This window comes from Nocardia sp. CA-107356 (genome assembly GCF_050946365.1).
Classification (GTDB): Bacteria; Actinomycetota; Actinomycetes; order Mycobacteriales; family Mycobacteriaceae; genus Nocardia.
The window spans coordinates 2,080,861-2,093,739 of sequence record NZ_CP191992.1 but is presented as its reverse complement, the minus strand read 5'-3'; the positions used below and the strand labels follow the sequence as shown (position 1 = coordinate 2,093,739).

General features: G+C 64.2%; 12 protein-coding genes and 1 other RNA gene. 3 read left to right on the top strand and 10 right to left on the bottom strand.

All coding sequences use genetic code 11. The features are described from left to right. Window positions 1–190: 190 nt before the first annotated feature. The gene (locus ACQP1G_RS09400; protein WP_433200931.1) at window positions 191–2,971 is read right to left on the bottom strand and encodes an AAA domain-containing protein; all 2,781 of its coding nucleotides are present in this window, start codon (window positions 2,969–2,971) and stop codon (window positions 191–193) included. Between the two features lie 93 nt (window positions 2,972–3,064). Between ACQP1G_RS09400 and ACQP1G_RS09395 the strand changes: the two genes are divergently transcribed. Continuing rightward, entirely contained in the window at window positions 3,065–3,280 is a 216-nt protein-coding gene (locus ACQP1G_RS09395) for a hypothetical protein (RefSeq protein ID WP_433200928.1), read from the top strand. Between the two features lie 188 nt (window positions 3,281–3,468). Here the strand turns inward: ACQP1G_RS09395 and ACQP1G_RS09390 are convergent, their stop codons facing one another. Beyond that, window positions 3,469–3,669 (bottom strand): hypothetical protein, encoded by a 201-nt coding sequence (locus ACQP1G_RS09390; RefSeq protein ID WP_433200925.1) that lies wholly within the window; start codon window positions 3,667–3,669, stop codon window positions 3,469–3,471. A 65-nt stretch (window positions 3,670–3,734) separates the two neighbouring features. On the opposite strand from ACQP1G_RS09390, the gene ACQP1G_RS09385 reads away from it, so the two are divergent. Beyond that, the gene (locus ACQP1G_RS09385) at window positions 3,735–4,523 is read left to right on the top strand and encodes an SMI1/KNR4 family protein (protein WP_433200922.1); all 789 of its coding nucleotides are present in this window, start codon (window positions 3,735–3,737) and stop codon (window positions 4,521–4,523) included. Between the two features lie 253 nt (window positions 4,524–4,776). Here the strand turns inward: ACQP1G_RS09385 and ACQP1G_RS09380 are convergent, their stop codons facing one another. Continuing rightward, window positions 4,777–5,181, bottom strand: coding sequence for a hypothetical protein (locus ACQP1G_RS09380; RefSeq protein WP_433200919.1), 405 nt, complete (start codon window positions 5,179–5,181; stop codon window positions 4,777–4,779). 287 nt (window positions 5,182–5,468) lie between these two features. Between ACQP1G_RS09380 and ACQP1G_RS09375 the strand changes: the two genes are divergently transcribed. Beyond that, window positions 5,469–6,062 (top strand): hypothetical protein, encoded by a 594-nt coding sequence (locus tag ACQP1G_RS09375; protein WP_433200916.1) that lies wholly within the window; start codon window positions 5,469–5,471, stop codon window positions 6,060–6,062. A 558-nt stretch (window positions 6,063–6,620) separates the two neighbouring features. Here ACQP1G_RS09375 and ACQP1G_RS09370 read toward each other — a convergent pair. The 7 genes from ACQP1G_RS09370 to recQ form a co-directional block, all read right to left on the bottom strand. Continuing rightward, on the bottom strand, window positions 6,621–6,938 hold the full coding sequence (locus tag ACQP1G_RS09370; protein ID WP_433200914.1) for a DUF222 domain-containing protein: 318 nt from the start codon (window positions 6,936–6,938) through the stop codon (window positions 6,621–6,623). Between the two features lie 516 nt (window positions 6,939–7,454). After that, window positions 7,455–7,826, bottom strand: a transfer-messenger RNA (tmRNA) gene (gene ssrA, locus ACQP1G_RS09365). 258 nt (window positions 7,827–8,084) lie between these two features. Continuing rightward, window positions 8,085–8,948 carry an EamA family transporter gene (locus tag ACQP1G_RS09360; RefSeq protein ID WP_433200911.1) on the bottom strand — a complete coding sequence of 288 codons (864 nt, stop codon included), beginning with the start codon at window positions 8,946–8,948 and terminating at the stop codon, window positions 8,085–8,087. Further along, complete coding sequence (gene smpB, locus ACQP1G_RS09355; protein ID WP_433200908.1) at window positions 8,945–9,418, bottom strand: SsrA-binding protein SmpB; 474 nt, start codon at window positions 9,416–9,418, stop codon at window positions 8,945–8,947. The genes ACQP1G_RS09360 and smpB overlap by 4 nt, the downstream gene beginning before the upstream one ends. Window positions 9,419–9,470: 52 nt before the next feature. Continuing rightward, window positions 9,471–9,716 carry a hypothetical protein gene (locus ACQP1G_RS09350; RefSeq protein ID WP_433200905.1) on the bottom strand — a complete coding sequence of 82 codons (246 nt, stop codon included), beginning with the start codon at window positions 9,714–9,716 and terminating at the stop codon, window positions 9,471–9,473. Window positions 9,717–9,769: 53 nt separating this feature from the next. Continuing rightward, window positions 9,770–10,852, bottom strand: coding sequence for a metallophosphoesterase (locus tag ACQP1G_RS09345; RefSeq protein ID WP_433200902.1), 1,083 nt, complete (start codon window positions 10,850–10,852; stop codon window positions 9,770–9,772). Window positions 10,853–10,964: 112 nt separating this feature from the next. Continuing rightward, window positions 10,965–12,842 carry a DNA helicase RecQ gene (gene recQ, locus ACQP1G_RS09340; protein WP_433200899.1) on the bottom strand — a complete coding sequence of 626 codons (1,878 nt, stop codon included), beginning with the start codon at window positions 12,840–12,842 and terminating at the stop codon, window positions 10,965–10,967. Window positions 12,843–12,879 lie beyond the last annotated feature (37 nt).

Genomic DNA, 12,879 nt, shown 5'->3' with positions numbered 1-12,879 from the left:
GCAAGCAGGTCTGGGACGCCTCGAGGATTCCAATTTGCTCCGCCGCCGGTGACCGGTGCGAGATCTGCGGTGCACAGGCTATCCGCGCCCCAGTCGGCCTATATGGGGACAGTTGATGCGCCGACACCAGCGAAGCTCACTTTCCACTGCCGGGAATCATCAACATAGGCTGCGGCGATAGGGTTCGTGCTCAGGGCAGTCCATCGAGGAAGCGGCGGACCCGCGCGACTTCGTTGCTTCCGGTGGTCGCCAAACGCAACAGTAGGAAGTCATAGCGACCGCAGATCTCGTCCTTCAGCGCATCGCGGGCGAGCTGCTTCGGGTCCGCCTCATGGGTACGGAAGCCGTCCACCTCGATCGCGCACATGTTCGCGTTGGTGATCCGGTTGTATAGGACGAAATCGAACGACGCTCGGCGCTGCACGAACTCGCGGTGCTGAACGTCGAGCCGGTCCAGACTCCGTGGGAAAACATGCTGCAGGTAAACCTGTGGGTGTATCGCCAGGTGGCTATAGCGAGGTTCGGCGAGCACCGCCTCCAACATCGTGAGTGCGACGTCCTCCGACGGAAACCCGGTACGCCCCCAACCGATATGCGGGTGTATGCGCTGCCGCTCCTCGCGGTCGGTGTACAGCAGGTCGAAGATCGACACCACATCGCTGTCGACGACGGCGTTGTCCGGGTCCCGGTATCGGATGTAGCCGATCAGATCGCGCAGGTGTCGACTCTTCGGCAGCTCTGACGGGTGAGTGACCAGGACGAACAAGCGCATCGCCCGAGAGACGGCCACATTGATCAATTTGGGATCGTCGGCAAACTCCAGAGCTTTCCGGCTGCTCGGGGTATCGTCCAGCACTGTGGTCATGACGACCGCGTCCTTTTCCCTGCCTTGGAACTTGTGCACGGTATCGGATTCGATCGAATCGATCAGGGCGTCGGTTACCTTGTTTGCCTGACGGCGGTACGGGGTCGTGACTCCGACCTCGTGCGGCGGCATTTCGGCGGATATCCAGGGAAGGACCTCGTGCTGGATCACGTCGATCTCGCGCTCGTTGCTTCGTCCCTTCGACGTCGGGTCGTCGTCGCCGTAGACATAGCGCATGTGGTTACCGGGAGCGGTCCGCACCACTGTCATCGGAGAGAACTTTGCTGCGCTACGGGTATATGGAATCAGCTCGCCCCCGTAGAACTTTCGATTACAAAACTCGATGATGTCCGGATCGCACCGATAGTGTTCACGCAGCATCACCCGAGGCACATGATCGCCGTACCGGTCGATGATCGAGGACAGGACGCTGCGCCGGTAATCGAAGACCGGATCGGGTGCCGGAGGCGCATCGGTGAGGTCCTCCGTGACCGGCGGGAGCTGTTCCAGATCACCGACAACGATGAGGTTCCGCGCACATGCCAGGACCGGGCTCACCGTCACCAGATCCACCTGTGATGCTTCATCGATGATCAGATAGTCCAGCAGGGCTGAACGTCCGGTGCTGTTCTGGAGCGAATGACAGGTGCTCAGGATGAGCGGGTAGTCGTGGGTGAACTGCCCGAAATTCTGCCGATACCGCGAGTCGTAGACCGTGCGGGACACTGAGCCATACCTGGCACACAGCGCGTCCTGGAGCAGTTGTTTGGACAGCTGCGCCTGGTCGGCCGACAGTACGTCGAACTTCTTGTCATCCAATGTTTTGCTCAGATGTGTGACTTGCCGTTCGAGTTCGGCGATCTTCTTCGCGTAGTACAGGCGCTCGATCCGCAGCACGACGTCGATGTCGCCGGCGTCGACCTTGCGGAGCGCCCGATACCTGAAGTAGCGGTTCATCGTGTCGACCATCCGACCCCAGCCGCTGTCGCGGATCCACCGCGGATCGGTATCGGCGATGAAATCGAGCAGTTTGCCCGCGCTGTAGCGGCGCAGTAGCGGCAGGTCGTCGACGTTCGGTACCTCGTGGCGGTCGAAGAACGACTGGAAATGCCGCTGTTCCAGCCGGTATGCATGCAGTCGATGCCGCAGTTGAGCGCGCAGCCGATCCTGTTCCTGCAGCGCGGCGAGGCGCCGGTTCACCTTGCCCAGTTGGTCCGCAACGTCCGCGCCAGGCACGAGACCAGCACGCAGCATCGCATCGACCGCCCCGTTACGCAGTCCCTGGCCGGCGAAGAACTCCTCCCGTTTCTCGGCGCGCCCCAGATTGGCCGCAACCATCCCGAAGCCTTCTTTGGTCAGCTTCTCGAAAACGTTGTCGACTGCGGAGTTGCTGAACGACACGACCCCAACCGTCGCGCCGGGACGGCAGATCACCGAGGCGATGATGTTGAGAATCGTCTGCGTCTTCCCGGTCCCGGGTGGGCCGTCGATCACCGAGATCGGATACCGCAGCGCATTGAGCACCGCCGCGCTCTGACTGATGTTGGTGCGGAACGGATATACCGGTAGCGGGACGTCATCGTCTGGGCTTGGATCGATCGGGGTCTGCTCGAGGACGCGAGTCAACACGCTTTCGGCGTGAATGAAGTCCAGGCGCTGATGGTTTCGGAGCAGGACACCGGAATCGCCGGTCAGCTTCTCCGCCACGGCGCGCCAGTACGTCAGCACATCACGGGTGCTGGGGGCGATGACGGTATTCGGCAGCACCGCCACCCGATCCGCTCTGTAAGCGTTCCATCTGCCCGCACCGGTCAGCACATGCCACCACGATCCGACCTCCGGCGGGCCGGTGAACAAGTACGCCTCGGTCGCGTTCGTGGCAAATCCGTCCACGAACAACTGCATGTTCGACCCCAGCAGCACCGGCGTCGGCCGTTCGAGAATCGTTACTCGCTCCCACCCGTACGAGTAATCCTTGTGCGTCCCGAACCGCACCCGAACCCGCCCCGTTAGCCGTTCGAAGTCAGTGATCTCCAGGGTCTTGTCCTCGGGGACCCGATCCTCCTTCCGGCGGATAACAACGGCCATACCCCGTGGATCGAGCATTGCATCCCCTCACTGCCACTGCCGACGCACCGAGCGTACAGTCCACAGAATTTCTTCGTCTTCCGTTGCCGCACTTTGCTTTAGAACAACGAGATGAACCAGGTCCGCTACTCGCCAACCACGGCGCTCGCCAGCAAAGAGACTGCAGGCAAGGATAATTCGTGCATTCTCGACGTGGCCGACATGATGCGGAGACAGATCGGGATGCGCGTGCTGCTGGATCGTCCGGTCATCCACATCGAGACACGGCGATCACACGCCACGGCCAGCAAAGTAGCAGGCCGACGTCTCGAGTCGACGCCACAGTAAGTCTTGTAGAGCATGGGCCGAACCCTGACGCGTCGATGTAGCGACCACCGCGACGACCGTCGCCAGGTACGCGGCTGCCGTGTCTCCGAATCGACCGGTCGAGAGCACCATCCGCGAGGCATTGGCCGACAGCGGTAGGCCGCCAAGACTCGAAAGATGATGCGCCACTTACATAGTAGGAATTTCGCCTACTCGATATCACCGAGTAAGTCGATGTAATCGAAATACGCTACGTCCTCGCATTCCTCGCGTTCCTCGCGTTCGAGTTCGTCCAGATAGCTCAGGTGCTCAAAATGGCTCAATTCTGAGGTGGCGGTATGCAGTTCGCTGTACAGGCGGTCCACGGCGTCGCCATCGCCGATGCACTCTGCTGCCGCGAGCGCCGGCACATGTTCCCATCGCGTGGGTCGGAGATAGGGTGTCGGCGTTCGAAGACTCGTCGTTAGGAGAGCTGATGGGGCACCGGGATATTGCTCAGGTGATTGCGGAACTGCGTAGCACCGCGGACGCATCCGGCGGGCTGATGGTGCTCGATCCCGGGGTCGACGACGACACCATGGATTCGTGGCCCGTGCGGGTACCCGAGGACATTCGCACTCTGTTGCGCGCGATCGGCGGGGTTCGTATCACCGATAGCTGCTCCACGAAGAACGGGCACCGAAGCTACGACGAGTTCGACTTCGGCGCCAGGTTCAATCACCTCGACGAGGTCGCGAATTGGTATGTGGCGCGGGCCGGTGGGCGTGGTACGCACTGGTTCGTGCGTGAGGGGTTCGATGGCAGTTTCATATATGTCGACGTCGATCCCGACAGCGGCGCGTGGGGTCCGGTGTTCATCTTCTGGGACTCCAGCGACACCGTGCGCCTCGCCGAGTCGCTGCCGGACCTGCTCATGGAACTCGCCGGTGACGTATTGGTGGCGTTGACTGAGTCGGGTGGTGACGCGGGCGAGTTCGCCGATGTCTATGCCGGTCGGGCGGGTATACGACACGATCACGAATACGATATGGAGCCGGTGGCTGCCGCCGCGTTGCGGTCCGGGGCGGACGCGGCACTGGCGGCCCTTGCTGCGGGGCTGCCGAATGATGCGATGGTGGCCGATCTGCGCGGTGTGGCTGGGAAGGCCCGCGTTGATGTTGACCCACTCGGCTCATACTTCGAGTTTCGGCGTGCAGCGTTGGGGCGGGTGCTGATGGGCGTGCCCTGGGACGCGCGAACCATCCGTACCCTCGAGGGCGAGTAAGCGTCGCCCGTTCGGGTCCGTTTCTGCCCGATACCTGAAGCGGGCGGCGTGGTCGGCGGCCGGACACTTCAACCAGCAGCCATTCCGGTCGTGACTAGCAGAAAACGCTCGATCGGCGCATCATCTCTCACTCTTTTAAACCAGAGTTAGCTCTAGGTTCGGGTCGACCAGGCCGCGTGATCAGCCATGTGCGGATGATCTTGGTGACGGATATGAAGTGCGCGGGTCGTGGATTGTTTCGGACCGGGCGTCGTTACCTGCATCGGACCAGCACGAGGATGTCGCTGGACACCGCTGCGATTATTTCGGTATTCGGGCCGATCGCCAGAGCCGCCACCCTTGAGGGGCAGTCGAGGCGGTCGATCGCTGTAGCGGTGTCCAGGTCCCAGACCCATACCTCGTGGTCCCATCTGCTGCCGGTGACGGCTACCGAGTGACCGTCGAGCGTCGTGCACGCCACCGCACTCACCGTGGCCGTGTGACCGGTGAGGGTCGCACGGAGCGTGCCAGTGTCCAAGTCCCAGACCCGCACCGCGCGGTCCGTACTGCCGGTGATGGCCACCGGGCGGCAATCGATGGTCGTGCACGCCACCGCCCTCACATCGTCCCTGTGGCCTGTGAGAGTGACGCGCAGTGTGGCGGCACCCAGGTCCCACACCCGCGCCGTGTCGCCCCAGTCGCAGGTGACGGCGACCGTCGAGCACCGTGCAAGTCACCGCGTACACAATCTCTGTGTGGCCGGTGAGAGTGGCGTGGAGTGCGCCGGTTTGCAGGTCCCAGAGCCGCACCGTACGGTCCCAGCTGCCGGTGACGGCGACCGGGCGACCGTCGAGCACCACACACGCCACCGACTCCACCCAACTCATCGCCGTTCGACTCCTGGAGTCCGGCCGCCCCGTCTGCGGCCCCCGATACTCGGCATGACCGCGGTGGCAGGATGCGGGTGTGGGTGATTATTTCGAACGAATCGTCGACCTCGACGTGACCTCGGCCGACGCGAGCACGCTGGCCGGGCACATGGTGGACTGGATGGTGTCGCAGCGATGGCTGCTTCGGAAGACTTCGTGCGACGCGATGTACAGCCTCCAGGTCGACGAAGGCTATGTGCCCGGCCCCGACTGGCCGCAGATCACCCATGAATGGGGCGCCGACTGGATCCCCGGCCCCGTCGCCGTCATCGTCGGCCGCCACGACCACTATCCCGGCCAGGGCGGCATCGAACCGGCCTCCGCGGTATGCCCACGCTGCCAGGCCACCACCGTGATCATCGACTACCCGCAACAATGGGAAGCCGATCCCGCCGTATGGCAGCCGTTCTCGGACGCGATCGACGCCTGGAAACAAACAGGCACCGGCTCGGCGATCTGCCCCTCCTGCACCACATCGAGCCCCATCACCATCTGGCAATGGGCAGACGACTTCGCCCTGGGCACCCTCGCCTTCGACTTCTGGGGTTGGCCGCCCCTCACCGAGGACTTCATCACCGAATTTGCCACCCGACTCGGGCACCGAATCGAACACCACACCGGCAAGTTCTGAACCGAGGCTCCATCCGCCACTCGACGAGCCGATCGCCCAACGGGCGGACATCACATAATCGGCATGAGCGCTCACTCGTCGCAGGTGTAGCCAGTGCGCGAGGACGAGCATGTAGGTTCTGACCGGCCCCCGACGACGCAGTTGCACCAGCACCCCTCCACGCCGGTTGCGCCGACGCCGACATCATCGATAGCGAGCAGACAGCCACGAGCACGTCTGGAAGCGGTACGCGACATGCCGCTCTGCCCCGGTCCGTGCACACTACGCAGGTGATCGCTTCGTCAACGGGCTTACGCGGCCGCGCCGCGTGTCTCTGTCCGAGGGGGACGAGCCAATTGCGCGGCATTCGGCAGATCAGTGCGTTCGTCCGGTCGAGATGAGCTCGGCTCGTTGATCTTTCAGTCCTGCCGCATGGCCGCTTCGAACCGCCCGCCTCCGGTGGTACAGCGCCTTTCGGAACGAGCCACAGTGGACGCGGCCCGTGCTGGCGCTTACACGGTGAACGTGCAGTCGGTCCTCGCGGCCCTCCGAACAGAGGTCGAGGCAGCGGGCTCGGCCTCAGCTTGCTGCCGCCAGCACCCTCCATACCTTTCTGGAACGCGAGCGGGCCTGCGGAGCCGCGTATTCGATTCGCTGGCGCGCTTCGTGGGCACTGATCCGCAGCAGATCAGTCAATAGCTCCACGGTGTCCCGATAGCCGGTGTCTGCGGCGAGGCCACGACGCTCGGCTTCGGCGACGGCCGCACGCATGGCAGCATCCAGTCGCCTCCGACGGCGTTCGGTTTCGACGAGGGTGCGCAGCAAATCGACATCGGCCAGTTCCGGCCATCCCGGTGTTGAAGCATCCGGCGCCGCCGCGATCGAATGTATGTTCACCCGAACCAGCCTACCTCAGTGTCGAACATATGTTCGACAATTCAGCTTGCTGGATATGCCCGAGCCTGGCGTCACTGTCGGTGCGCTGGTGGCGGCCTGGCGGCGCGGCGCATTCGCACGGCATTACCGCTCACTCGTTGCAGGTATAGCCAGTGCGCGAGGACGAGCATGTACGGCCCGACCGCCCCCGACGACGCAGTTGCACCAGCACCCCTCTGCACTGGTTGCGCCGACGGCGACACCATCGAGACAGCCACAAGCCCATCCGGAAGCTCTACACGACATGCCGCTCTGCCCCGGGCCGTGCCCGCTGCAGACCCGAAATGGTTCGGATTACTACACAAACGCAAAGAATCCGCAGGCCGTTGACCTGCGAATTTGTCATTCAGTGGACATAGCGGGAATCGAACCGAAGTCGGTGCAAATCCGCAGGTACAAGCACCGTTCACCCTGCGACTCGATCCAGTCACCGGAAAAAAAGGGAACCCGCAGGTCCTTGACCTGCGGGTTCCCGTGAAGTGGAGCTGCCGGGAATCGAACCCGGGTCCTCCGCCGCGTCTTCAGGGCTTCTCCGTGTGCAGTTCGCTAGGTCTCTACTCGGATCTCCGGGTCTCGCGAACAAGCTCGGATGACGATCCCAGTCGCTGTTGAATGTCCCGTCCGGCTCCGCGACCGAGTCGGACGGTAATTCCCTCTAGCTGATGCCAGTACCCGGGTCGAGGGACGAACCCGGACTGACAGAGACGACCTGCTACTTAGGCAGCGAGGGCGTACTCGCGCTGATTGGAATCGGCGCTTAATTGGTTGCAGCGACGCTTACGGTGGTCTCTTGCCTGCACCGACACGCTTCCCCTAAATCTACGTACGCAGTCGAAACCGTTCAGCCCCGTACGTCCCGACACCTTGCCGGGCTAGTTACTCTAACACTCGGCGACGCCTGGTTCATTCCATTATCCACGCGTCCCGAATCATGCGCCCGACCTGCACGTATGCCGTCGTATCGCAATCCGTGCAGCAGCCGCTACCCGAGCCGGACCAAGATCGAGGGGAAGCGATGGCGACATCGGTCCGAGAACCCGCCGCCACGAATTCGTCTTGATCTTGGTCCGCGACGAGCCGCGGCCCGTGCGGGGGGACGGACAGTGATCAGGCCGCCGCGATCAACCCGACCGAGGCCAACGCCAGCACCATCCCGACCTGCTGTAGACGCCCGACCCGCTCACCGAGCAGCACCATCGCCAGCAGAACGGTCGCCGCGGGATATAGCGAGCCGATCACGCTGACCAGCGACAGCATCGACCCGTGGAATGCATACAGCAGTGCGGCATTCGCGATGACGTCGAGTACTGCGATGTAGGCGGCCAACCGCAGCGGTTCACCGTGCAACAGCCGAAACTCACCGGCCGACAATGCGATCAACCACACCATCGGGCTCGCCGCCCCGCGCTGGGCCAGCAACGGCCACACCCCGGCGCTCGCCCGCGTCTCGTGCAGGAAGACGAACGCGAGGCCGAAGGCCGCACCCGATCCGATAGTGAGCAGCGCCACCTTCCTGGTGAAGCGCAGCTCGCGGCCACCGGTGATCTCCTCGGTGACGTCATCGGGTGATTCCCGGCTCACCAGATACACCGCGCCGAGCGCGAAGGCGATGCCCGCGAAAGCGAGCGGGCCGGGACGTTCACCGATCACCAAACCGACCAGCACCGGAATGCCCGCAACCAATATCGCGGTCAGCGGCGAAACCACCGCCATCGGACCGCTGGCCAACGCGGCATAGAACCACCAGACCGCCAGGCCGCTCGCCACGCCGGCGGCCAGGCCCCAGAGCATCGATGCGGTGTCCGGGGTGCCGCCGACCAGCGGAACCAGGATGAGGATCAGCAGCGCAGAGATCGGATAGGAGACGATAACGACCCGCAGGGCGGTTACCCGCCGTGACGCGACACCACCGAAGAAATCACTCACGCCGTAGCCGAACGCGGCCACCAGCGCCAGTAGCACAGCGGTCAACGCATACCTTTTATGCGCCGCCCCAGCTCGCGGGTGACCTCGCGCTCTGCGGTGCGCTTGGCCAGATCCTGTCGCTTGTCGTAGTCCTGCTTACCCTTGGCGAGCGCCAGCTCGACCTTGACCTTGCCGTCGGAGAAGTACATCGATAGCGGCACCAGCGTCTGGTTGCCTTCGCGCGATTTGCCGACCAGTCGCTCGATTTCGCGCTTGTGGAGCAGCAGCTTGCGCACCCGCCGCGGCGAGTGGTTGGTCCAGGTGCCGTGACTGAACTCGGGAATGTGCAGGCCCCGCAGCCACACCTCGCCGTTGTCTACGGTCGCGAAGGCGTCCACCAGCGAGGCTTTACTCTCGCGCAGACTCTTGACCTCGGTACCGACCAGCGCGATCCCGGCCTCGTAGGTGTCCAGGATCGTGTAGTTGTGCCGCGCCCGGCGGTTGGTCGCGATGACCTTGCGCCCTGTCTCCTTCATAACGGTCAACTTTAAGTGACTCGGCAAACGGATTATTCCGCGCCTACTCCCACTAGCCTCCGGGCCGGACCACAAGGTAGAGCACGAGCACCGCGACGAAGGCCGCGATCAGCAATACCGTGGTCAGGCGCGGCACGCCGCGCGGCCGCGGTGGCGGCGGCGGGCGGTGGCGCAGCCAGACCGAATCCACCACGGGGTCGTGCGTGCCGCGCTGATACGGCGGCGTATCGCCGGGGTCGCTCGGCGGCGAGCCGCCGAGGTCGGGCCCGTCGTCGGCGGGGCGATCACCGGTTGCCATAGTGTGCACGGTATCCGCCGGAACGGCCCGATGCCGGGCAATTCCGTTGCGATTCAAGCAAGTCGGCGCGCGAACGCCTCGGTGGCGCCGCCGCCGGCGAGATCGACGGTGACAACGGTCAGGTCGACGCTGCTCGCGGTGAGGTCCATGATCATGAAGCCGAGTTCGTGATAGTTCTCGAAGAGTGCGGCGTTACCGGAGCCGCCGGGATTCAGCTTCGGTTCGGCGGCCACGGTTTTGGCAGCCGCGCCGCAGACGAGCTGGCGGGTGCCCTTCGATGCCGCGGTCGGCTCGAGGACCTGTAGGGAGTGATCGTGTCCGGAGAGGATGAAGTGGCAGTTGCCGACAATATGGTCGTCGAAGAACTGCTTCGCGTGGATGCCATTGATGGGTGCCACCGACAGCCCCTCGTAGCGGCCCGCGTCACCGTGCGGACCGTTGTTAAGGTACGGGTGGTGGGTGCAGGCGATCTTCCACGTGGCCGGTGATTCGGCGACGGCACGATCGAGCCAGGCACGCTGCTCGCTCATGAACTGGCCGTCGACCTCCCAGTACGGGGCGAAGATCGGCGGCACGTAGGAAGCAAGCGGATTCACGTCGAGGACGAAGAATTCGACCACCGGATGCTGCTCGGGCACCCGAACCGAGTAGTACCGGCTCGGCATCCACCAGCGCGGCGAATTCGCGTGGTACTCGACCTCGTTGTTGCCGCGCAGCAGCCAGCCACCATCGCCGCCGAGGACCGAACTGTTGTCGTGATTGCCGAGCACCATCAGCCACGGAAAATCCAGTCCCGCATTGGGGCTTTCGAATTTTTCGGCGAACTGGACGTCGACCGCGCTGTTCGGGCCGCTCTCGTAGATATTGTCGCCGAGCCCCACGGCAAGCGAGAACGGTTCGCGGCGATGGTAATCCCGCATAGTGTCGGCGACGGCCCATTGGGTGCGGGTGCCGGTGCCAGCGTCGCCGGTGATCAGCAATCGCACGCTACGGTCGGTCGGGAAGTCGAACTTGGTGAGGCCAGCAGCAACCGGGACCGCCTCGGCCGGCGATAGGCCGACCAATGAGGCACCGGCCGCGACGGTGGCCGCGCCCGCGAGAAATCCACGCCGCCCGATCGTGCTGTCGTTGTTCACGCGCTGTCCTCCATAGTGATCCACCGAGGGTGCTCAGCCACACCCATAGGAGCGAGCGACGGCTCGCCTGCCCCCGCTTTGCTCGAAACTCCTCGAAACCCGCCGCCCAGGGTCACTTTCTGGTGAGTACCTCCAGCACTCCTTCGCCGTACTTGGCCAGCTTGTTCTCACCGACGCCGCCGACCGTCCCGAGTTCGGACAGGTTCGCGGGCTTGCGTGCGGCGATCTCCCGCAGCGTCGCGTCATGGAATACGACGTAGGCGGGCACCCCCTGTTCCTTGGCCGTCACCGCCCGCCATTCGCGCAGCTTCTCGAAGACCGGCACGTCGGCAGGGGCCAGATCGGCAGCCGCGGCCTTGCCCACCTTCGCGGTACGAGCCGCCCTGGCCGGTTTCACCGCGCGTTCGGGTTCGCGGCGCAGCAGCACTTCCCTACCCTCGAACAGGACCTCGTTACTGGCCTCGGTGAGGATGAGCACCCCGTAGTCACCGTGCACGGCCAGTAGACCCTGTGCGAGCAATTGCCTGACGACACCTCGCCATTCGACATCGCGCAGATCGGTGCCGATCCCGAATACCTTCAGCTCGTGGTGATCATGTTGCAGCACTTTAGGATTCGATTTGCCGAGCAGAATGTCGACGATATGCCCCGCGCCGAAGCTCTGTCCGCGTTCACGTTTCAGTCGCAGCACCGTGGACAGCACCTTCTGCGCGGGCACCGTACCGTCCCATGACTCCGGCGGAGTCAGGCAGGTGTCGCAGTTGCCGCAGGCCTGGCCCGGCTGCCCGAAGTAGGCCAGCAGCTGAGTCCGCCTGCAGGACACCGTTTCACACAGCGCGAGCATCGCGTCCAGATGCAGCTGGAGCTGCCTGCGATGCGCGGCGTCGCCGTCGGAGGAGTCGATCATCTTGCGCTGCTGCACCACATCGGCGAGTCCGTAGACCATCCACGCGGTCGATGGCAGTCCGTCACGACCCGCTCGCCCGGTCTCCTGGTAATAGCCCTCCACCGACTTCGGCAGATCGAGATGGGCGACGAAGCGCACGTCCGGCTTGTCGATGCCCATGCCGAAGGCGATGGTGGCGACCACGATCAGGCCGTCCTCGCGCAGGAATCGCGACTGGTTGGCGGCGCGGGTGCGCGAATCCAACCCCGCGTGATACGGAACGGCGGCGACGCCGTTCTCGGTGAGGAAGGCCGCGGTCTTCTCCACCGAATTGCGCGATAGGCAGTAGACGATGCCCGCATCCCCGGCATGCTCGGCCTTGATGAACTCCAGCAACTGCCGATCCGGCCGGTTCTTGGGTTCGATCCGATACTGGATGTTCGGCCGGTCGAAGCTGGCGACGAATTGCCTGGCGGAGCCGAGGTCGAGCCGCTCGACGATCTCATCGCTGGTTTTGGCCGTTGCGGTCGCGGTGAGCGCGATGCGCGGCACCTCCGGCCAGCGCTCGTGCAGCATCGACAGGGCGAGATAGTCGGGGCGGAAGTCGTGACCCCACTGGGAGACGCAGTGCGCCTCGTCGATCGCGAACAACGCCACCTTGCCGCGGTCCAGCAGAGCGGCCGTCGATTCCAGGCGCAGCCGCTCCGGCGCGAGGTAGAGCAGGTCCAACTCGCCCGCGACGAATTGCGCCTCCACCATTCGGCGCTCATCCGGGAACTGGGTGGAGTTCAGGAATCCGGCGCGCACGCCGAGCGCACTGAGCGCGTCCACCTGATCCTGCATCAATGCGATCAGCGGCGACACCACCACACCGACACCGGGACGCACCAGCGCAGGCACCTGGTAGCACAGCGACTTACCGCCACCGGTCGGCATCAGCACCAGCGCATCCCCGCCGCCGACCACATGCTCCACGATCTCCCGCTGATCGCCACGGAAGCTGTCGTAGCCGAACACGCGGCGTAGAACCTCTTGTGCCGCACCGGATTCGGCGACGGGGGCGCCATCGGTCAGAACAGCCGCGAAAGCATCGGAGGATTCCACCCGGCCCATCCTACGAGCGCGGTCGGACAGCGGAACC

Excerpts from the sequence above, each read along its gene's own strand:
- ACQP1G_RS09385 (WP_433200922.1), top strand. The coding sequence starts at position 3,735 with ATGGGGCACCGGGATATTGCTCAGGTGATTGCGGAACTGCGTAGCACC.
- ACQP1G_RS09395 (WP_433200928.1), top strand. The coding sequence starts at position 3,065 with ATGAACCAGGTCCGCTACTCGCCAACCACGGCGCTCGCCAGCAAAGAG.
- ACQP1G_RS09350 (WP_433200905.1), bottom strand. The coding sequence starts at position 9,716 with ATGGCAACCGGTGATCGCCCCGCCGACGACGGGCCCGACCTCGGCGGC.
- smpB (WP_433200908.1), bottom strand. The coding sequence starts at position 9,418 with ATGAAGGAGACAGGGCGCAAGGTCATCGCGACCAACCGCCGGGCGCGG.
- ACQP1G_RS09400 (WP_433200931.1), bottom strand. The coding sequence starts at position 2,971 with ATGCTCGATCCACGGGGTATGGCCGTTGTTATCCGCCGGAAGGAGGAT.